The 21,003-nt window shown below is 71.5% G+C and carries 19 protein-coding genes; 15 read left to right on the top strand and 4 right to left on the bottom strand.

Going from position 1 to position 21,003, the window contains the following annotated elements:
• Positions 1-2: 2 nt before the first annotated feature.
• On the top strand, positions 3-1,025 hold the full coding sequence (locus OG410_RS04640) for a methionine synthase II (cobalamin-independent)-like protein (protein ID WP_329297938.1): 1,023 nt from the start codon (positions 3-5) through the stop codon (positions 1,023-1,025).
• 51 nt (positions 1,026-1,076) lie between these two features.
• Here the strand turns inward: OG410_RS04640 and OG410_RS04635 are convergent, their stop codons facing one another.
• Positions 1,077-1,364 carry a putative quinol monooxygenase gene (locus OG410_RS04635; RefSeq protein WP_326789629.1) on the bottom strand — a complete coding sequence of 96 codons (288 nt, stop codon included), beginning with the start codon at positions 1,362-1,364 and terminating at the stop codon, positions 1,077-1,079.
• Between the two features lie 208 nt (positions 1,365-1,572).
• Between OG410_RS04635 and OG410_RS04630 the strand changes: the two genes are divergently transcribed.
• From OG410_RS04630 to OG410_RS04575, 12 genes are all read left to right on the top strand, one after another.
• Entirely contained in the window at positions 1,573-3,021 is a 1,449-nt protein-coding gene (locus OG410_RS04630; protein WP_329297937.1) for an aldehyde dehydrogenase family protein, read from the top strand.
• Positions 3,022-3,053: 32 nt separating this feature from the next.
• Positions 3,054-4,265, top strand: a complete 1,212-nt coding sequence (gene lhgO / locus OG410_RS04625; RefSeq protein ID WP_329297936.1) for an L-2-hydroxyglutarate oxidase — start codon at positions 3,054-3,056, stop codon at positions 4,263-4,265.
• Positions 4,266-4,396: 131 nt separating this feature from the next.
• Positions 4,397-5,257, top strand: a complete 861-nt coding sequence (locus OG410_RS04620) for an amidohydrolase family protein (protein WP_329297935.1) — start codon at positions 4,397-4,399, stop codon at positions 5,255-5,257.
• A gap of 13 nt (positions 5,258-5,270) precedes the next feature.
• Positions 5,271-7,022, top strand: coding sequence for a thiamine pyrophosphate-dependent enzyme (locus OG410_RS04615; protein WP_329297934.1), 1,752 nt, complete (start codon positions 5,271-5,273; stop codon positions 7,020-7,022).
• A gap of 20 nt (positions 7,023-7,042) precedes the next feature.
• Positions 7,043-8,116, top strand: coding sequence for an Ldh family oxidoreductase (locus OG410_RS04610; RefSeq protein ID WP_329297933.1), 1,074 nt, complete (start codon positions 7,043-7,045; stop codon positions 8,114-8,116).
• A 352-nt stretch (positions 8,117-8,468) separates the two neighbouring features.
• Complete coding sequence (locus OG410_RS04605; protein ID WP_329297932.1) at positions 8,469-9,119, top strand: GntR family transcriptional regulator; 651 nt, start codon at positions 8,469-8,471, stop codon at positions 9,117-9,119.
• A 75-nt stretch (positions 9,120-9,194) separates the two neighbouring features.
• On the top strand, positions 9,195-9,983 hold the full coding sequence (locus tag OG410_RS04600) for a PIG-L deacetylase family protein (protein WP_329297931.1): 789 nt from the start codon (positions 9,195-9,197) through the stop codon (positions 9,981-9,983).
• Positions 9,980-10,690 (top strand): 4-carboxy-4-hydroxy-2-oxoadipate aldolase/oxaloacetate decarboxylase, encoded by a 711-nt coding sequence (locus tag OG410_RS04595; RefSeq protein WP_329297930.1) that lies wholly within the window; start codon positions 9,980-9,982, stop codon positions 10,688-10,690. Before OG410_RS04600 ends, OG410_RS04595 begins: the two co-directional genes overlap by 4 nt.
• Positions 10,691-10,763: 73 nt before the next feature.
• Positions 10,764-11,852 (top strand): 4-oxalomesaconate tautomerase, encoded by a 1,089-nt coding sequence (locus tag OG410_RS04590; protein WP_329297929.1) that lies wholly within the window; start codon positions 10,764-10,766, stop codon positions 11,850-11,852.
• Positions 11,853-11,861: 9 nt separating this feature from the next.
• Complete coding sequence (locus OG410_RS04585; protein WP_329297928.1) at positions 11,862-12,812, top strand: catechol 2,3-dioxygenase; 951 nt, start codon at positions 11,862-11,864, stop codon at positions 12,810-12,812.
• A 299-nt stretch (positions 12,813-13,111) separates the two neighbouring features.
• Positions 13,112-14,440: an MFS transporter gene (locus OG410_RS04580; RefSeq protein WP_329297927.1), complete on the top strand. Its 1,329-nt coding sequence runs from the start codon at positions 13,112-13,114 to the stop codon at positions 14,438-14,440.
• 163 nt (positions 14,441-14,603) lie between these two features.
• The gene (locus OG410_RS04575) at positions 14,604-15,380 is read left to right on the top strand and encodes a GNAT family N-acetyltransferase (protein WP_329297926.1); all 777 of its coding nucleotides are present in this window, start codon (positions 14,604-14,606) and stop codon (positions 15,378-15,380) included.
• A 220-nt stretch (positions 15,381-15,600) separates the two neighbouring features.
• On the opposite strand, the gene OG410_RS04570 is transcribed toward OG410_RS04575, so the two are convergent.
• Both OG410_RS04570 and OG410_RS04565 read right to left on the bottom strand, forming a co-directional pair.
• Positions 15,601-16,482: a GNAT family N-acetyltransferase gene (locus OG410_RS04570; RefSeq protein WP_329297925.1), complete on the bottom strand. Its 882-nt coding sequence runs from the start codon at positions 16,480-16,482 to the stop codon at positions 15,601-15,603.
• 125 nt (positions 16,483-16,607) lie between these two features.
• Positions 16,608-16,871 carry a GlsB/YeaQ/YmgE family stress response membrane protein gene (locus OG410_RS04565; RefSeq protein WP_329297924.1) on the bottom strand — a complete coding sequence of 88 codons (264 nt, stop codon included), beginning with the start codon at positions 16,869-16,871 and terminating at the stop codon, positions 16,608-16,610.
• A gap of 254 nt (positions 16,872-17,125) precedes the next feature.
• Here OG410_RS04565 and OG410_RS04560 point away from each other — a divergent pair, with 254 nt between their 5' ends.
• Positions 17,126-18,571, top strand: coding sequence for a hydrolase (locus tag OG410_RS04560; protein ID WP_329297923.1), 1,446 nt, complete (start codon positions 17,126-17,128; stop codon positions 18,569-18,571).
• A gap of 107 nt (positions 18,572-18,678) precedes the next feature.
• Here OG410_RS04560 and OG410_RS04555 read toward each other — a convergent pair whose 3' ends face one another.
• The gene (locus OG410_RS04555) at positions 18,679-19,251 is read right to left on the bottom strand and encodes a GNAT family N-acetyltransferase (protein ID WP_329297922.1); all 573 of its coding nucleotides are present in this window, start codon (positions 19,249-19,251) and stop codon (positions 18,679-18,681) included.
• Between the two features lie 168 nt (positions 19,252-19,419).
• On the opposite strand from OG410_RS04555, the gene OG410_RS04550 reads away from it, so the two are divergent.
• Entirely contained in the window at positions 19,420-20,955 is a 1,536-nt protein-coding gene (locus OG410_RS04550; RefSeq protein WP_329297921.1) for an AMP-binding protein, read from the top strand.
• The last annotated feature ends 48 nt before the right edge of the window (positions 20,956-21,003 follow it).

Here is a 21,003-nt window from a genome sequence, read left to right as displayed (position 1 = left end):
CCATGGCGGACACGTACAACTACCGCATCGACCACCACGGCAGCCTGGTCCGCCCGGCCGGCCTCACGGACCGGGGCGACGACCCCGCGGCACTGGACGACGCCGTCAAGGAGGCGGTGTCCCTCCAGCGCAGGGTGCGTTCCACCGTCGTCACGGACGGCGACTTCCCGCGCGAGGACTTCCGCGGTGCCGTCCTCGGCGCCGTCTCCGGCTTCCGCCGTACCGGCGACACCGGACCCGACGGACTGTCCCGCTGGGTGGCCGAGTCCCTGCCCAAGGCCGACGGTCCCCTCCTGGCCGACCGGGCGGCCCGGCTGGCCGAGCTGACGGTCATCGCGCCCAAGGTGTCCCTGCCGTCCCCGGCCTACCTCGCCGCCACCACCTTCGACCCCGCTCTCGCGGGTTCCGGCGGTCCGGCCTCGGCCCGCGAACTCGGCGAAGCCCTGGCGGAGATCATCCACGCGGAGATCGGACTGCTCGTCTCCCGCGGCGTCCGGCTGATCCAGCTCGACAACCCCCTGCTGCTCGGCCACATCGCGGCCGGGCCGGCCACCGCCGACGCGCTGACCTTCGAGGACACGCTCGCCGTGGAGGCACTCGCGGTGCGCCTGGACGAGCGCCCCGAGGGCGTACGGATCGGCGTCTGCCCCGGCCTGCGGGCACCGGACGCGGTGGACCGGGCCAGGGCCGAGCGGCTGTACGGCGACATTCCGGCCGACCGCTGGATCCTCCCGTACGACCGGGGGACGGCCGCCGAACTCGACCTGCTCAGGGCACTGCCGGAGGACCGGGACGCGTGCCTCGGGGTCGTGGACCCGACCACCCCCGAACTGGAGGCGATCGACACGGTACTGGCCCGCATCGACGCCGGCGCCGAGATCAAGGACATCGAGGACATGGCCCTCTCGCCGTCCCGCGGCTTCGCCGACGTCGCGACGCGACCGCTCCTCGGCGCCGAGGACCAGCGCCGCAAACTGGTCCTCGTGGAGACCCTCGCCCGCTACTGCTGGGGCAACGAGTTCTGACCCGGTGACCGATGCCGGCCGGGAGACACGAGAGGCCTCCCGGCCGGCGGTTCACAGCACCTCGGCGAACGTCACCGTGCGTTCCGTGAGCAGCGGCAGGACGACACCCACGATGAACTCCGTGAAGTGGTCCGCCGCCCGGTGCGCCTCGAAGCCCGCGCGGTCCGTGTACCGCTCGTAGAGCACGAACGACCCCGGCCGGTCCACCTCGGCGTGCACCTCGTAGGCGAGGTTCGCCGGTTCGCCGGGGGTGAGTTCGCGCATCTTCAGAAGCGCCGCGCGCACGGTGTCCGCGTCGGCGGGCGCGCAACGGTAGTGGGCGACGACGGCGAGAGCCATGTGGTTCCTCCGTGGGAGCGGGGTCGTCGGGCCCGCCGATTCCAGCACGAATCCCCTGATGAGCGACCCGCGCGGCGCGCAAGCAATGTCTGCCGCCGCGGGACTGGCCGACCCGGCCCCCGCTCGTGTGTTGTCGTTGCGGCCCCTGCGGCCGTCCCACCCGGTTGACCGCGGCCCCGCACCGCGGCGGACGAGAGAAGTGATCTTGATGCGAACCCTGGAAACCCTCCTCGGCGGGAAGTGGGTGGCGACCGGAGCGTGGATCGATGTCCACGACCCCGCCGATCTGCGCGCCCCCGTGGCCCGCGTTCCCGCGCTGGGCGCGGCCGATGTCACCGGCGCCTACGATCACGCCGAGCGGGGCTTCGCCGTCTGGAAGCGCACCAGCCCGTTCGAGCGCGCCCGGATCATGACGGACGCGGCCCGGCTGCTGCGCGAGCGCGTCGCGGAGATCGCCGAGGACCTCAGTACCGAGATGGGCAAGACCCGCGCCGAGGCGACCGGGGAGACCCTCAAGGCCGCCGACTTCCTGGAGTACTACGCGGGTCTCGCCCGCCAGGGCTACGGCACGCTCGTGCACGACGTACGCCCGGACACCCGCACGCACCACCAGCGCGAGCCGGTCGGCGTCGTCCTCGCGATCACCCCCTGGAACGACCCGCTGATCACCCCGGCCCGCAAGCTGGCCCCCTGCCTCGCCGCGGGCAACGCGGCGATCCTCAAGCCGGCCACCGACACCCCCCAGGCCGCCCTGCACCTGGCCCGCGCCCTGCACGACGCGGGGCTGCCCGCCGGTGTCCTGGGCGTGGTCACCGGACGCGGCGCGGAGATCTCCGGGGCACTGCTCGGCGATCCGCGCCTCGCCGCGGTCACCTTCACCGGCAGCAACGAGGTCGGCGAGGGCCTGCGGGCCGCGCTCGCCCACACGAACGTCCGCTTCCAGGGCGAGCTGGGCGGCAAGAACGCCACCGTGGTCCTCTCCGACGCCGACCTGGGGGCCGCCGCCAAGGCCGTGGCCGCCGCCGGCTTCGCCCAGGCCGGCCAGCGCTGCACGGCCACCAGCAGGGTCGTCGTCGAGCGGCCCGTGTACGAGGAGTTCACCGCGCTCCTGCTCGCCGAGGCCGCCACCCTGCGCGTCGGACCGGGACTCGCCGCCGGCACCACGATGGGGCCGCTGGTCAGCGCCCGGCAGCGGGACGGCGTCCTCTCCGGCATCGAGCGCGCCGTCAAGCAGGGCGCGACGGTCCTCGCCGGCGGCGACCGGCCCACGGACGAGGCCCTGAGCCACGGCTGTTACGTCAACCCGACCGTGCTCGCGGACGTGGCCCCCGACCTCGACATCTGGCGCGAGGAGGTGTTCGGACCGGTCGTCGCGCTGCGCGCGGTGGACTCCTTCGACGAGGCGGTCGAGGCGGTCAACGACTCGGTCTTCGGCCTCGCCGCCGCCGTGTTCACCCAGGACCTGGGCGCCGCCCACCGGTTCGCGGACGAGGTGGAGTGCGGCCAGATCGCGGTGAACACCACCACCTCCGGCTGGGACGTCCACCACCCGTTCGGGGGTTTCCGCGACTCCGGCTCGCCGTTCAAGGAGCAGGGCGAGGAAGGGCTGCGCTTCTACACCCGGGTCAAGACCGTCGCCATCCACTTCGGTGCCTGACGGGGCCGTGAGCGGCGAGAGGAGGAGAGCGGATGGCTGACGAGACGATCGCCGTCGTCGGCGCCGGGATCGTGGGTCTGGCCACGGCACGGGAGATCGCCCTGCGCCGGCCCGGCACGCGGGTCGTGGTCCTGGACAAGGAGCAGGAGGTCGCCGTCCACCAGACCGGTCACAACTCGGGCGTGGTGCACGCCGGCATCTACTACCGGCCGGGCAGTCTCAAGGCCCGCCTGTGCACCCGGGGGATGACGATGCTCCGCGCGTACTGCCGGGAACGGCGGCTGCCCTACGACGAGTGCGGCAAGCTCGTCGTCGCCGTCACGGACGACGAAGTGCCGCGTCTGGAGGCCCTGTACGCCACGTCCCTGGAGAACAGGGTGCCGGGCCTGCGCCGGGTCCACGCGGACGAGATCCATGAGATCGAGCCGTACGCCGTGGGCCGGGCGGCCCTGCACTCCCCGCGTACCGCCATCACCGACTACACCGCCGTCGCCCGGTCGTTCGCCCGGGACGTCGTGGACTCCGGCGGCGAGGTACGACTCGGCTTCCCGGTGACCCGCCTCACCCGCCTCGACGGCGGGGGCATCGAGGTCGCCTCCGGTGCGGAAACCCTGCGCGCCGGCCGCCTGGTGCTCTGCGCGGGACTCCAGAGCGACCGGGTCGCCCGGCTGGCCGACGACGGGGACGAGCCGCGCATCGTCCCGTTCCGCGGCGAGTACATGACCGTCACACCGAGCAGGGCGCACATGGTCCGCGGCCTCATCTACCCCGTGCCCGACCCGCGTTACCCCTTCCTCGGCGTGCACTTCACCCGCCGCGTGAACGGCGACGTGGAGGTGGGACCCAACGCGGTCCTCGCCCTCGCCCGCGAGGGATACCGTCGCTCCGACATCGACGTCCGCGAACTCGCCCGCATCGCCCGCTTCCCCGGCATGTGGCGTCTGGCCAGGGAACACTGGCGCACCGGCGTCAAGGAGATACGCGGCTCACTGTCGGTGGACGCCTACATGAGGGCCGCCAGGGCGTACGTCCCCGCCATCCACGCCGCCGACGTGGTGCGCGGCGGGGCCGGCGTACGCGCCCAGGCGCTCGGCAGGGACGGCTCGCTGGTGGACGACTTCGTCATCCACCAGGCCGGTGGCGTCACCGCCGTACGCAACGCGCCCTCGCCCGCCGCGACCTCCTCGATGGCGATCGCGGAACACATCGCCGACACCGTCCTCGGCGACATCCGCACAACCTGAACATGCCCTGTGCGCAGGGCACTTCCGCGCAAGAACTGCTTGCACCCCCAGCGCTCGGCAAAGGCCTTTCGCCGACCTAGCGTTCCCTCCGCACCACCCCGGCACCCCTCCGCAGAGAAACGGCAGATGACATGTTCGTTGTCGACACCCAGATCCACATCTGGAAGGAAGAGACCCCGGACCGCCCCTGGGTCCCCGGCGCACGGGAGCGCATCCGCCTCAACGGACACCGCGAGGAACCGTTCTCCTACGAGGAGGCCCTCGAGCTGATGGACGAGGCGGGCGTCAACCGGGCGCTGATCCTGCCCCCGTCCTGGGAGGGCAACCGCATCGACTACGCCCTCGAGGCCTGCGAGGCCCACCCGGACCGCTTCGGCATCATGGCCCGCGTCCCGCAGGACGACGCCGTCGAGGGCACCGCGATGCTGAAGGACTTCGCCCACAACCCGCACATCAAGGGGACCCGGCTCACCTTCCACCGCCCGCAGGACCGCAACTGGATGATCGACGGCACCAACGACTGGTACTGGCCGATCGCCGAGGAACTCGGCATCCCCACCATGGTCCACGCCCCGATCTGGAAGCGCGAGCTCGGCGAGATCGCCGCCAAGCACCCCGGCCTGAAGATCATCATCGACCACATGGGCATCATGGCCCGCTGCGTGGACGACGCGATCGGCTACTGGGTCCAGGAGACCGCCGACCTGGCCGTCCACCCGAACATCTACGTCAAGGTCTCGGCGCTCCCCGGCTACTCGACGCAGCCCTTCCCGAACAAGAACATCGAGAAGTACGTGCGCGAGATGGTCGACAAGCTGGGCCCCCAGCGGTGCTTCTACGGCACCGACATCACCCGCCTGCTGGGCCACGGCATCACCTACACCGACACCATCGAACAGTTCACCCAGCACTGGGACTTCACGCCCGAGGAACTGGAGTGGATCCTGGGCCGCGGCATCTCCGAGGTCCTCGACTGGCCGATCGAAGGCTGAGGGCACACCGGAGATGACGGACACCGAGAACACACCGGGTGCCGGCAACACACCGGGGGCCGGCGGCAAGGACGGCGGTGAAGCGCTCGTATCGGCCTTCAACGCCGTCGGCGCCGACTACGTCTTCTGCTCCTCGGGGTCGGAATGGGCCCCGGTCTGGGAATCCCTGGCCCGGCGCCACCGCGACGGCGAGCCCGCACCGGAATACCTGGACCTCACCCACGAGACCGTGGCAGTCGGGATGGCCACCGGCTACGGCCTGCTCGCCCGCCGCCCGCAGGCCGTGCTCCTGCACGCGGCCCCCGGCCTGCTCCAGGGCTCCATGGCCGTCCACGGAGCCCTGCTGGCCGGCGTCCCCATGGTGGTCGCCTCCTCGGAGTCGACCACCTACGGCGACGGACCCGGACAGGACCCCGGCGGTCAGTGGTACCGCAACCTGTCCATCGTCGGCGGACCGCACGGCATCGCAAGGCCGTTCACCAAGTGGTCCAACGAGGCCGCCGGGGTGCACACCCTGCCCTCCATGGTCACGCGGGCGGCCGAACTGGCCTGGCGGGCACCGGCCGGACCGGTCTACCTCGACATCCCGCTGGAGATCCTGCTGGAGGAGTGGGACGGCCGCGAGGCCAAGCCCGTCGTCCCACCGGGTTCGACCCACAGTTCCCCCGAAGAGGCCGACCTCGTCGCCGAGTTGATCCGCGAAGCGGCCGTCCCGGTGATCGTCACCGAGACGGCGGGCCGCGAGGCGGGCGGCTTCGAGGCCCTGGTCGCCTTCGCCGAGGCCTGGAACCTCCCGGTCGTCGAACCCGACTCGGCGGTGTGCGGCAACTTCCCGCGCACCCACCCGCTGCACGCGGGCTCGGACATCGGCCCCTGGATGGACGAGGCCGATCTCATCCTCCTCGTCAACTGCCGCGCCCCCTTCTATCCGCCGTCGCGCCGCCCCTCCAAGGCGCGGATCGTGGTCATCGACGAGGTTCCGCAACGCCCGCACGTCGCCTACCAAGTCCTCTTCGCCGACCGCTATCTGGAAGGAAACGTCGCCAACACCCTGCGCCAGCTCGCCAAGCGGGCGCACACACGGCCGCCGGACCCCGAGGGCACGGCCGCCGTCACCGTGCGCCGAGCGGAGCACGAGGAGCGGCACGCGGACGAACAGGCCGCCATCGCGGCCGCCGAGGCGAAGGCGGCGCGATCCGAGGGCGTCGACCCCGTGCACGTGGCCGCCACCCTGCGCGGGCTCCTGGACGGGCAGGACGCGATCGTCGTCGACGAGACGATCACGCACAGCCGTGTCGTCAAACGCCATCTGCAGACCTCCGAGCCCGACGCGTACTTCTACGTCCAGGGCGGACTCGGCCAGGGCATCGCGGTCGCGCTCGGCGTCAAACTCGCCGCGCGGGAAAGGCCCGTGGTCCTCACGATCGGCGACGGCGCCTTCGCCTACAACCCGGTCATCCCGTCGTACGACGCCTCGAACGCGTACGGACTGCCGCTGCTGATCGTGGTCTTCAACAACCGTGTCTACAAGTCGATGAACCTCAACCATCGCCGGTTCTACCCCGAGGGCGCGGCGGCCGAGACCGGCGAGTGGCTCGGCACCGACCTGCGCCGGCTGCCCCGGCTCGCCCGGTTCGCCGAGCCGTTCGGCATGCACACCGAGACCGTCGACGCGCCGGACGCGCTCGCTCCCGCCCTGGAGCGCGCGCTCAAGGCCGTGTCGGAGGGCACCACCGCCGTCGTCGACGTCCTCGTCACCCGCTGATCCAGGAGGCACCCGCCACCATGACCGACACCCCGACGCCCAAGCCGGGCAAGGTGCTCGTCCCCGCCGAGGAGCTCCGCGGATTCGCCGCGGCCCTCCTCGAGAAGGGCGGCCTCGGCCCCGAGCACGCCCGTACCACCGCCGACGTGTTCGTCTGGGCCGCGCTGCGCGGCGTCGACTCCCACGGCACCGCGCGTGTCCCCGCCTACCTGGAGCTGCTCTCCAAGGGGGTGGTCAACGCCCGTCCCGAGATCACGGTCGAGTCGAGCACCCCGGCCGTCGCCGTCCTCGACGCCGACCGAGCGCCGGGACCGGTGGCCCTCACCGCCGCCGCCGAGGAGGCGGTCACCCGGGCCCGGGCGAGCGGCGTCGCGGCCGTCGGGGTGCGTCGCACCGTGCACACCGGTGCCATCGGCTACTACGTCTCGAAGATCGCCGAACAGGGCCTGATCGGCATCGCGTTCGTCGCCGGCATGCCCAACATGGGTTACACCGGGGCCAAGGGCGCGGCGGTCGCGACCAGCCCGCTCGCCGTCGCCGTACCGGCGAGGAGTCATGCCCCGCTGCTTCTCGACATGGCCACCGCCACCATCGCGCTGGGCAAGATCCGGCAGGCCCGGGCGAGCGGCACCCCGCTGCCCGAAGGCGCCGCCGCCACCGGGGACGGCACCCCCACCACCGATCCGGACAAGGCGGTCATGCCGCTGCCGCTGGGCGGCGCCAAGGGGGCCGGCATGTCGCTCGCCTTCGAGCTGCTGACCAGCGTTCTCGTCGGCGCGCCCATCTTCGCCGCCTTCCACTCCGACGATCCCGAAGGCCGCAAGCACCGCCAGAACGCGCTGATCGTCGCCATCGACCCGGCGGCCTTCGGTGACGCCGGGGAGTTCACCGCGGCCGTCGACGCCACGCTCGCCACGCTCAAGGCGCTGACTCCGGCGGACGGAGCGCAGGGCGTGTTCTACCCGGGGGAGCGCAGCGCCTCGGTCGCGGCGCTGCGCACGGGGGAGGGGGTGCCCGTGGCGGTCAAGGTGTGGCGCGAACTGACCGAGAGCGCGGCCGGGTTCGGCATCACCGTGCCCGAGGTCCGGGGGTAGCTCCCGGACGTCTTCGTATCCCCGGCGGCCCGGTGCCGCGGCAGACGCTGTCCGTCTGCCGCGGCACCGGGCCGCTCCGCTGTCGGCGCCCGGCCCTGCCGGTGCCGTGAACCCGCCGGGCCTCTACGCGAACGTGCCGCGCCGGGCCCATGGCGGTCGCGTCGCACGAGATGAGCGCCCCTCCGGCCGTCCTCGGGTCCGCCCCGGCTCCGGCACAGGCCCTGCGTCTCCCGGTGCGGCGACGGAGCCGAGGGTTCCGCCGCCGCACGGTCGGCAACATGCCGAACAAAATTGTTGACAATCTTGTTGGTCTAGATTTACGTTCGACAGGCACTCACTCAGGGAGGGCGCAATGCAGACGGAAGCCCGTCCAGGCACCGGCGAGCAGGCCAAGCAGCACGCGTTGGTGCAGCTGCGGCAGGCGATTCTGCGCGGAGAGATGGCACCGGCCCAGCGGCTGGTGGAGAACGAACTCGCCGAGCAGTTCGGTGTCACCCGGGCCAGCGCGCGGGCGGCGTTGATCGAGCTGGAATCGGAGGGACTGGTCGAACGGATCCGCAACCGCGGATCACGCGTCCGGGTGGTGACCGTGGAGGAAGCGGTCGCCATCACCGAGTGCCGTATGGCCCTCGAAGGTCTCTGCGCCGCCAAGGCGGCCGTCCTGGCCACCGACGACCAGCTCGCCGAGCTGGCGGACCTGGGCGCCGCCATGGTCAAGGCGGTCGGCGACGGTGAACCCATCACCTACTCCGAGCTGAACCACGAAGTACACGCTCGGATCAGGGAGTTCTCCGGCCAGCGGACGGCCGTGGGACTCCTGGAACGGCTCAACGCCCAACTGGTTCGCCACCGCTTCCAGCTGGCGTTGCGTCCCGGTCGCGCGCAGCAGTCCCTGAGTGAACACCTGGCCATGATCGAGGCGATCGCGGCCAGGGACCCGCAGGCGGCCGAAACGGCCGTCCGCGCTCACCTCGGCAGTGTGATCGAAGCGCTGCGCGACTGACGCACCGCGCGGCGACGCGCGGTGCGACGGACAGCCGAGGCGGGCGCCCACCTGTCCATCAAGGAGATTGCTGCAATGACGCACGGCTACGCGCCCGCCACCCCCGAGCCCCCGGCCCCGCCCGAGCCCGGGGGGAGCCCGTCACGATCGACGCTCGTCGTCACCGCGCACGCCGGAGACTTCGTGTGGCGGGCAGGGGGCGCGATCGCCCTGGCCGCGTCCCGCGGGGAGAAGGTCACGATCGCGTGCCTGACCTTCGGCGAGCGCGGTGAGTCCGCCAAGGCCTGGCGCGAGGGCAAGAAGCTCGACGAGATCAAGGCGATACGCCGTGAGGAGGCCGAGAAGGCCGCCGCCACGCTCGGCGCCGCGGTCCGCTTCTTCGACGCCGGCGACTACCCGCTGACCGTCACCGCCGAGCTCACCGACCGCCTGGTGACGCTCTACCGCGAGACCCAGCCGGACGTCGTGCTCACCCACCCGGCCGAGGACCCGTACAACGGCGACCACCCCGCCGCCCACCGCATGGCGCTGGAGGCCAGGGTCCTCGCCCAGGCCATCGGCTATCCCGGCGAGGGCGAGATCATCGGTGCCCCGCCCGTCTTCTACTTCGAGCCCCACCAGCCCGAGATGAGCGGCTTCAGGCCCGAGGTCCTCCTCGACATCACCGAGGTGTGGGAGACCAAGCGCAAGGCGATGGAGTGCCTCGGCGCCCAGCAGCACCTGTGGGACTACTACACCGACCTCGCCGTGCGCCGCGGGGTCCAGCTCAAGCGCAACGCCGGCCCCAACCTGGGCCTGGCCCACAAGACCATGGCCGAGGCGTTCATGCGTCCCTACCCGCAGATCGCGAAGGAGCTGGCATGAGCGGCGTGATCGTCACCGGCCCGCCGAAGGCGGACGCGAAGGACGTCGAGGCGATCGCCGGATACGGCACCGCGACCGTGCACGAGGCCATGGGCCGCACCGGCCTGCTCGGCACGCATCTGCGCCCCGTCCAGCAGGACACCCGTGTCGCGGGCACCGCGGTCACCGTCCTGTCCTGGCCCGGCGACAACCTCATGATCCACGCCGCTGTGGAGCAGTGCGGAGAGGGCGACATCCTGGTCGTCACCACCACCTCGCCCTCCACCGACGGCATGTTCGGCGAGCTGTTCGCCACCGCGCTCCAACGGCGTGGTGTGCGCGGTCTGGTGATCAACGCCGGCATCCGGGACACCGTCGAACTGCGGGAGATGGGCTTCGCCGCCTGGTCCGCCGCTGTCAGCCCGCAGGGCACCGTGAAGGCGACCGGCGGCTCCGTGAACGTGCCGGTGGCCATCGGCGGCCAGATCGTCCGGCCCGGCGACGTGATCCTCGCCGACGACGACGGCGTGGTGTGCGTGCCGCGCGAGGAAGCCCGCGAGGTCGCCGAGGCCTCCGCGGCCCGCGAGCGCAAGGAGGCGCTGGCCCGCGCCGCCTTCCTCGACGGCGAACTCGGCCTGGACCGCTACGGGTTGCGCGAGACCCTGGTCCGCCTGGGCGTGACCTACACGTCGTACGACGACTACGTGCGGGACGGAGCCACACCATGAGCGGGCCCCGCTTCCGGGCCGGATCCGGGAGCCGAGTCATGAGCGGGCCCCGCTTCCCGGACGGAGCCAAGCCATGAGCGGGCCCGACGAGGTGCGCTGCATGCTCCTGCGCGGCGGCACCTCCAAGGGCGCCTACTTCCTCGCCGGGGACCTCCCCGGGGACACCGCCGGACGCGACGACCTGCTGCTGCGCGTGATGGGCAGCCCCGACCCGCGCCAGATCGACGGCCTGGGCGGCGCCCACCCGCTGACCAGCAAGGTGGCCGTGGTCTCGGTCTCCGCGGACCCCGCCGCCGACGTCGACTACCTGTTCCTCCAAGTCGCCGTCGACAAAGCAGAAGTGTCGGACCGTCAGAACTGCGGCAACATCCTCGCCGGGGTCGGCCCGTTCGCCGTCGAACGCGGACTGGTCGAGTCGGGGGAGGGCCGTACCTCGGTACGCGTCCGCATGGTCAACTCCGGGGACCTCGCGGTCGCGAGCTTCCCCACCGAGGGCGGGCGCGTGGTCTACACGGGCTCCGCCGAGATCTCCGGAGTGCCCGGGACGGCGGCTCCGGTGGTGATCGAGTTCCCGCGGGGGAGCAGCCCGCTGCTGCCCACCGGCCATGCCCGGGACATCGTCGCCGACATCCCGGTGACCTGCGTGGACAACGGCATGCCGACCGTGCTGATCGCCGCGTCCTCGCTGGGTGTCACCGGGTACGAGGCACCCAAGGACCTGGAGGAGGATCTGGCGCTGGCCGACCGGCTCCGCGAGATCCGCCTGGAGGCGGGCAAGCTGATGGGTCTCGGGGACGTCGAGAACGCCACCGTGCCCAAGCTGACCCTGCTCGCCCCGCCCCGCGCCGGCGGAGCCGTCATGACCCGCACCTTCATCCCGGTGCGCTGCCACACCTCCATCGGTGTCCTCGGCGCCGCGAGCGTCGCCGCCGGGCTGCGCGTGGAGGGCGGTGTCGGACACGCCGTGGCGCGCCCGCCCGAACGGGGCGACCGGCTGCGTATCGAACACCCCACCGGATTCCTCGACATCGAAGCAGGTGTCGAGTACGGCCCCGGGGGCGCCGCACCCGTGGCCCGGCGCACCGCCGTCGTCCGCACCGCACGCAAGATCTTCGACGGCACGGTCTTCCCCCGGCCGGCCGGAGCCGCACATCACCCTTAAGGAGGCCCCATGGCCCCGCCGCTCGGCGACATCGCCCACCTCGGGCACGTCGAACTGCTCACCCCCGACCTGGACGCCAGCGTCCGCTTCTTCACGGACTACCTCGGTCTGACCGAGAACGGGCGCTCCGGAGACTCCGTCTATCTGCGGACCTGGGACGACTACGAGCACCACAGCCTGACCCTCACCGCCCACACGACCTCGGGCATCCGCCGCACCGCCCTGCGCGCCTCCAGCGAGGAGGCCCTCCAGCGCCGGGTCAAGGAGATCGAGAGCGCCGGCCGCGAGGGCCGCTGGGTGAACGACGAGCCGGGGCTCGGCCCGGTCTACGTCACCACCGACCCCGACGGTCACGAGTTCGCCCTGTACTGGGAGAGCGAGTGGTATCAGGCGCCCGACCATCTCAAGCCCGGTCTGAAGAACCAGCCGCAGGCCAAGCCCGGTCACGGGGTCGGCGTACGACGCCTGGACCACGTGAACTTCCTCGCCTCCGACGTCGCCGCCAACGGAGACTTCGTCCGTGACGCGCTCGGGGCCCGGCCGACCGAGCAGATCCAGCTCGACAGCGGCCGGATCGCCGCCCAGTGGCTGACCTTCAGCAACAAGTCGTACGACGTCGTCTACACGGAGGACTGGACGGGTTCGAGCGGGCGCCTGCACCACATCGCGTTCGCCACGGACACCCGTGAGGACATCCTGCGCGCCGCCGACCTCGCCATCGACACCGGTGTGTTCATCGAGACGGGCCCGCACAAGCACGCCATCCAGCAGACGTTCTTCCTGTACGTCTACGAACCCGGCGGCAACCGCATCGAGCTGTGCAACCCGCTCACCCGACTCGTCCTGGCCCCCGACTGGCCCCTGGTCACCTGGACCGAGAACGAGCGGAAGAAGGGCCAGGCCTGGGGCCTGAAGACCATCGAGTCCTTCCATACCCACGGCACACCGCCCATCGGCTGACCACCCGGTGGCGTCCCGTCGGGTGTCGAACTGTTGAGCGAACCGTTCCAGTCAGCACATACGTGCGGGCGGCACCGATCGTGTGCCGCCCGTGCGCGTTTTCACCTGCCTCTCAGCCGCCCGTGCCAGGGTCGCGAGGGGTGGCCTGATTGTTTCGCAGATTGTTGACAAAAGCGTTGACACTCTGGGGCTTCACTCTTAGCGTCTGTCGCATAATCGGGTCAGCCGCACGAGCCGCGTCGACCCGCGTCCCCGATCCCCTTCCAGGGCCCCCACCTCCTGGACGAGAGGAAACAACGATGTCCTCCTCCCTCGCCCTGCCCGCTCGCGGCGGCAGCAGACTGGCCGCGATCGTCGTCGGCCTCTGCTGGCTGGTCGTCCTCTTCGACGGCCTCGACATGTTCATCTACGGCTCCGTGCTGCCGCACATGCTGGAGACGAAGGCGCTCGGCATCGACCCCGGCAAGGCCGGCGACGTCGGCTCCTACGCCACCTTCGGCATGCTGATCGGCGCCCTGTGCTCGGGCACCGTCAGTGACTGGGTCGGCCGCAAGAAGACGATCATCGCGTCGACCGCCGTGTTCTCGCTGGCCTCCGCGGTCTGCGCCGCCGCCGGGAGCCTGGGCGTCTTCAGTCTCGGCCGCTTCCTGGCCGGCCTCGGCCTCGGCGGCCTGCTGCCGAGCGCGATCACCATGGTCACCGAATACGCGCCGAAGGGCCGCCGCGCCCTGATCGTGGGTTCCCTGATGACCGCCCACCAGGCCGGCGGCATCGTCGCCGGATTCGTGGCGCTCGGGACGGGCGACTGGCGGGTCTCCTTCTGGATCTGCGTGATACCGCTGTTCATCGGGGTTCCGCTGGCGGCCGCCTTCCTGCCCGAGTCGATGTCCTTCCTCCAGGCCAAGGGCCGTACCGACGAGGCCCGCGCGCTCGCCGACCGCTACGGCGTCGACCTGGCCGCCCGCGCCGAGGAGCGCCAGGCCGTGGCCGACCGCTTCAGCGCCGTCACCGCCCTGTTCCGCGGTGGCCGGTGGATGCAGACCCTGCTCTTCTGGATCGCGTCCTTCGGCGGTCTCCTCCTCGTCTACGGCGTCTCGCAGTGGCTGCCCTCGCTGATGAAGGCCAACGGCTACAACCTCGGCTCCTCGATCGGCTTCGTCATCGTCATCAACCTCGGCGGCATCGTCGGCATGCTGATCGGCGGACGCCTCACCGACAGGTTCGGCGGCTCGCGCATCTCCGCCATCTGGTTCGGCGCCACCGCCATCGGGATCTACTCCCTCAGCTTCAAGATGGCGCTGCCCCTCACCTACACCGTCGTCTTCCTGACCGGCATGTTCCTCTTCAGCGCCCAGGCGATGATCTACGCCACGGTGGCGCACCGCTCCGAGGACGACAACCGTGCCACCGCGGTCGGCTGGACCTCCGGAATGGGACGCTTCGGCGCCGTCTTCGGCCCCTGGCTCGGCGGCCAGCTGCTCGCCACCGGCTCGACCACCGCGGGCTTCACCGCCTTCGCCCTCGCGGGCGTCTTCTCCCTGGTGTTCGTCAGCCTGACCGGCCTGCGCCGCGTCCAGGCGACGCCCCTGAGCTCCGTCCCGCAGCAGGAGCTGGCCCCCACCGGCTGACCGGAGCGGCACAGAACCGGCGTCCGGGCGGGCCCTGCGGAAGGGCCCTCCCGGACGCCCTCATGTCCGGGGCGTACGCGCGGTGACGCCTGGCGAGTGATGAACAGGGAGGACACCGCCTTATCCCGTTGCCCCGTTCGTCCCGGGATGTTGAAGTGACCCCATGGATCACGTAGCGGTACTGGCGCTGTTCGACCGGGACATGCGGGAAGGCGCGCGGCCCGACGCGCCGGGCGCCCGAGTCGAGCGCGCCGGCAAGGTGGTGCGCCAGGTCGGCGCCGACAAGGGCTGGAACGGGGTGGTCTGGTCCGACCTCGACGCGACGAGCGCCGACGCGGCCATCGCCGAACAGGTGCGCTTCTTCTCCTCGCTCGGGGGTGGCTTCGAGTGGAAGCTGTACGGGCACGACCGGCCCGAGGACCTGGGGCAGCGACTGCGGGCCGCGGGTTTCACCGCCCAGCCCGAGGAGACGCTGATGGTCGCCGAGCTGAGCGATCTGGCCCTCGACGGGGAACCGCCCGAGGGCGTACGGCTGCTGCCCGTCACCGACCGCGCGGGCGTGGCCCTCGTCGCCGACGTCCATGAACAGGCTTTCGGCGGCGACAGCACCCTGCTGCGCCACCAGCTGCTCGCCCAGCTCACCGGCGACCCGAACACGGTCGTCGCCGTCGTGGCGCTCGTCGGAGACGTCCCGGTCAGCGCGGCCCGCATGGAACTTCCGCCGGGGGCCCGGTTCGCCGGGCTGTGGGGCGGCGGAACCGTCGAGGCCTGGCGGGGCCGGGGCATCTACCGCGCCCTCGTCGCCCACCGGGCCCGTGTCGCCGCCGAGCGCGGCTACCGCTACGTCCAGGTCGACGCCTCCAGCCAGAGCCGCCCCATCCTCACCCGGCTGGGCTTCCAGCCGCTCACCACGACCACGCCGTACGTGTACGAAGGGTGACCCCGGCCGCCGGCGACGCGCGCGGCCGGGGGTGATGTCGCCGCGCTGAATGCGGCCGTCCGGCACAGGAGTCCGTCGCCGGGCGCAGAGTCCCGGCCGGGAACTCCGGCCGAGGCCCCCGTGACCGGTGCGGGACTCGGCGCGGGACCTGGGGGACCGGCGTCCCGGAGCGAGCCGCTGTCCCTGGCTCTGTCCCTGTCCCTGTCCTTGCGCCTGCCCCTCAGAGGTCCAGCCGGTACTCCAGCTCCCGGTGGGTGGGCCGATAGCCGAGCGCGTCGTTGATGCCGATCATGTGCGCGTTGCTGTCGGCCGTGTCGGTCAGCAGTCCGGTGAGTTCCGGGTACCGCAGACGCGCTGCGCGGATCGACTCGGCCTTCATCCACAGCCCGAGGCCGTGGCCGCGATGCCCGGGCAGGACGCCCGTTCCGTAGTGCTGGGCGTCGCCGCGCCCGCCGCCCGGTACGACGAGTTCCGAGAATCCGGCGACGGAGCCGTCCGAGCGGTCCACCACGGCCACCGTGTGCAGAGCGTCGCCCCGTTCGAGAACCGCCTCGGCCACGGCCACGACCCGCGTGACGTCCCAGACGTCGATGCCGTGGTCGCTGTCCTCCATCGGCATGTCGTCCATGGCCCGGCGGGAGTCGGCGAAGGTGTGCGCCAGTTCGGGCGGCACGACGCCGTCCCAGCTCGTCAACGCGTAGCCGGGGTGCGGGCGTTCGGCGATCGCGGTCACCGCTTCGAGGTCGAGTTCCGGCAGCGGGAGGCGGGCGAACGTCAGAGCCAGCACCGGGCGGAATCCATGGGCCGTGAGAAACGGTTCACCGGGGGAGCCGGCCGTGACGGTGGCGACCAGCGACCGGCGTCCGTCGCCCCGCGCGGCGGTCAGGGCGGCGTCCAGAAGGGCGCCGCCCACTCCGGTGCGCCGCTCGGCCGGGTGCACCGCGATCTCCAGCTCGGCGCGATGGTCCCGCCCCTTCCCGCCGGACAGCCGAAGGTACGCCGAGCCCACCGGGACCCCTTCGGCGTCCGAGGCCAGCCAGGCCAGTCGTCGGTTCGAGGGGGAGGAGCCGGGATCGGTCAACGGCGTGATGCGTGGCGGCAAGGTGTCTCCGTGAGGTGGCGGCGCAGGCATGCGAAACCCGCAGAACGTAGCCGCACACACCCCCGCCCGGCAACGCAATTCGGCGAGCGCCGTCCGTCAGCCGGTTCCGGCCCGGCGCCGGCCGCTCAGTGACGCCCCCTGGCCCGGTCCAGTGCGGTGACGCCGATCGCGGCGAGGCCTATCTGGATGAGCCACTCGATCCAGTCGACGCCCTTGGTGTCGGCGACGCCGAACGCGGCGGCGACCCCCGACCCGATGAACGCCGCCACGATGCCGACGACGATCGTCCACAGGATGCCGATGCGCTGGCGTCCCGGCACGGCGAGCCGGCCCAGTACACCGATGACGATGCCGATGACGATGGCACTGATGACGCCCGAGATCTCCATCTCCGCCCCTCCTGGTCGGTCCCCCGTAGTCATGTATCTGCCCGCATCGGGCCCGGCCAGTCCGCCGCCGCGCAGGCACCCGTGGACATGCCGCCGGAGGGCCCGCGGCGCACCCCGTCCGCCCCCTGGGCAACTCGCGTTTGGACATGTACCGTTCAATAATCTGTTGAACGGGAGACAGTCAACTTCCGTTCTACGCGCGCAGACTTGGCGCCCGCACCGCCTCTCCCCCCTCATTACCGGAGGTTCGTCGGATGCTCGGATTCAGGAAGTCCCGTCACAGACTCACCACCGCCCTGGGCCTGTTCGGACTGCTCGTCACGGGTGCCGCGCTCCAGGCGGCCACCGCTGTTCCCGCCCGCGCGGCCACCCCCCACCGTGTCCTGTTCGACAACGGCCACGCCGAGACCGCGGGCAACGCCGACTGGATCATCTCCACCAGTCAGCCCGACCCGCTCGGCCAGAATTCCAGCCCGACCTCGGAGACTTCCTGGACGGGCGCCCTGTCCTCCTGGGGCGTGGCCCTGCAGAACACGGGCAACTACAGCCTGAAGACGCTGCCTTCGGGCTCCAGCCTCACCTACGGGGGCAGTGCCGCGACCGACCTGTCGAACTTCGACGAGCTGGTGCTGCCCGAGCCCAACACGCTGTTCACCACGGCCGAGAAGACCGCCATCATGACGTTCGTCAAGAACGGCGGCGGCCTCTTCATGATCTCCGACCACACCGGAGCCGACCGCAACAGCGACGGCTACGACGCGGTCGAGATCTTCAACGACCTGATGAGCAACAACAGCGTCGACAGCACCGACCCGTTCGGCTTCTCCGTCGACACGCTGAGTATCAGCTCCGACTATCCGAGCGCCATCAGCGACAGCACCAACACGATTCTGCACGGCTCGTTCGGTACCGTCACCAAGAGCCTGATCGCCAGCGGGACGACGGCCACGCTCAAGCCGGCCGACAACTCGGCCGTCAAGGGCCTGCTCTACCGGACCGGTTACTCCGGGAACACCGGCGCGTTCTTCGCGACCAGCACGTTCGGCAGCGGCAAGGTCGCGTTCTGGGGCGACAGTTCCCCGATCGACGACGGCACCGGCCAGTCCGGCAACACCCTGTACGACGGCTGGAACGACACCGGCGCCACCAACAAGGCCCTCGCCCTGAACGCCACCGACTGGCTCGCCGGCACGACCAGCGGCGGCGGTGGCGGCGGTGGCGGCACCTGCACGGCCGCGCAACTGCTCGCCAACCAGGGCTTCGAGTCGGGCAGCACGTCCTGGACCGCCACCAGCGGGGTCATCACCAACAGCGCCGGCGAGGCGGCCCGCACCGGTTCGTACAAGGCCTGGCTCAACGGCTACGGCTCCGCCAACACCAACACGCTCGCACAGTCCGTGACCATCCCCTCGGGCTGCTCGGCCACCCTGAGCTTCTATCTCCACGTGGACACGGCCGAGACGACCACGAGCACGGCGTACGACACCCTCAAGGCCCAGGTCGTCAACAGCAGCGGTACCGTGCTGTCGACCCTGGCCACGTACTCGAACCTGAACGCCGCGTCCGGGTACACGCAGCGCTCGTTCAGCCTGGGCACCACCTACGCCGGGCAGACGGTCACGATCAAGTTCACCGGCGTCGAGGGCTCCACGCTCCAGACGTCGTTCGTCCTCGACGACACCGCGCTCAATGTGAGCTGAGCACCCCGTCGGACGGAGGGGCGGGCCCGCGACCGGGTCCGCCCCTCACGCCGCTCTTCCGGGACGGTCCGTGCTCTCTGGGCGGTCGCGTCCTTCGGCCCGGCCCCTCATCCGAGGCGTGAGCCGACGCGTTCGAGATGGTTCCAGGTCCGCAGCACGACGTCCCGGCCCTTCGCCGTACGGACCACGGGCTCGTCGTCGGTCAGGACGAAACCCGTCGCCTTGGCGACCGCCTCGCTCGCGGTGTTCCCGTCCTCGATGCACAGCACGACGCGCCGACCGCCGACGCGACGGTGGGCGAAGTCCACGACGAGCCGGACCGCGCGGGTCGCGAGCCCCTGGCCCCGGTAGGCGGCCCCCACGCCGTAGGCCAGCTCGACGTCACGGTCGTCGGCCGTGCCGGGGAACAGCAGGATCTCCCCCTGGGGCCGCGCACCGTCCGTGGTGATGGCGAGCTGCACCCCTCGCCTCTCGGCGGTCTTCTGCTCGGCCGCCGCGAGGTAGGCGAGCGCCGCCTGGGTGTCGAAGGGCGAGACGACCGGTGTCCACCGGTCGATCTCGGGATCGTCGTAGAGCGCGACGAGATCCGCGACGTCGTCGTCGGACCACTCGCGTAGATGCAGCCCCAGCCCGCCGATGCGCAGGGGCCGGGGCAAGTCGAACGTCGGTCGGCTGTCCATCGGACGATCGTGGCGTGCCGGGCGGGCGAAGGCCAAGGACGCCAGGACGCGTACATGGGTCCGGACAGCACGGCCGGTGCCCTTCGCGGCTCCTTCGTGTGTTGTCCGGATGCGCGGGGGCGGGGTCAGGATAGAAAGGGGACATCGTCCGATCGTCGGGAGGCCGTGATGCTCGTCCCTTTCGGAGCGCTTGATTTCCTGGACCGCGCCGTCACCGTGTACGGCGACCGCCTCGGCGTCGTCGACGAACCCGACCAGCCGGCCGAGCCCTGGGAAGGGCTGACCTACCGGCGCGTCGGTGAGCTGGCCCGGGCCCAGGCCGCCGGGCTCGACGCGCTGGGCGTCCCGCACGGCGCGCGCGTGGCCGTCGTCTCGCCCAACAGTGCCCGGCTGCTCACCTCCTTCTTCGGCGTCAGCGGCCACGGCCGGGTCCTCGTACCGGTCAACTTCCGTCTGACGGCCGACGAGGTGAGTTACATCGTCGAGCACTCGGGCGCGAGCGTCCTGCTCGTCGACCCCGAACTGGCCGACCGCTTCGCCGGGGTCGGCTGCAAGCACCGCTTCACGCTCGGTCCCGCCGCGGACGCCGAGCTGTACCGCTTCGACACCGAACCCCGGCCCTGGGAGGCGGACGAGAACGCCACCGCGACGATCAACTACACCAGCGGCACGACGGCCCGGCCCAAAGGCGTACAGATCACGCACCGCAACATCTGGGTCAACGCCACGACCTTCGCCCTGCACGCCGGGGTCACCGACCGTGATGTGTACCTGCACACCCTGCCCATGTTCCACGCGAACGGATGGGGGATGCCCTTCGCGATGGCGGGCCTCGGCGTCCGGCAGATCGCGCTGCGCAAGGTCGACGGGGCGGAGATCCTGCGCCGGGTCGCCGAGCACGGCGTCACGGTGATGTGCGCGGCCCCGGCCGTCGTCAACGCGGTGCTGGCCGCAGCCGAGTCCTTCGACGGCGAGATCCCCGGCCGCGACCGGGTCCGTATCATCGTCGCCGGAGCGCCGCCGCCCACCAGGACCGTCGCACGGGTCGAGTCCCTGCTGGGCTGGGAGTTCATCCAGATCTACGGCCTCACCGAGACCTCACCCCTGCTCACCGTCAACCGCGCCCGCGCCGAATGGGACGGCCTCGACCCGCAGGACCGCGCCGAGAAACTGGTACGCGCCGGCGCCCCCGCGCTGGGCGTGACCCTGCGCACCGCCCCCGACGGCGAGATCCTCGCGCGCTCCAACGTCGTGCTGGAGGGCTACTGGGAGCAGCCCGCGGAGACCGAACGGGCACTGGCCGACGGCTGGTTCCACACCGGCGACGGCGGATCCATCGGCGACGACGGCTATCTGACGATCAGTGACCGCAAGAAGGACGTGATCATCACGGGCGGTGAGAACGTGTCCTCGATCGAGGTGGAGGACGCGCTCTTCAGCCATCCGGCGGTGGCCGAGGTCGCGGTCATCGGTGTGCCGCACGAGAAGTGGGGGGAGACCGTCAAGGCCCTGGTGGTCCTCGCTCCGGACGCGGAGGCCACGGAGAGCGAGCTGATCGAGTACTGCAAGGAGCGCCTCGCCGGGTACAAGGCGCCGACCTCGGTCGAGTTCCGGGACGTCCTGGCACGGACGGCCACCGGCAAACTCCAGAAGTACAAGCTGCGCGAGCCGTACTGGGAGGGGCACGAACGGCACGTCAACTGACCGTCGCTCCCGGTGACGGCGGTCGTCGCGGCGAGGGCGGTCCCCGCG

This window comes from Streptomyces sp. NBC_00659 (assembly GCF_036226925.1).
In the GTDB taxonomy this organism is placed as follows: Bacteria; Actinomycetota; Actinomycetes; order Streptomycetales; family Streptomycetaceae; genus Streptomyces.
Note: the sequence above shows the minus strand (reverse complement) of the source record. Positions and strands in the feature narration are given on the sequence as shown.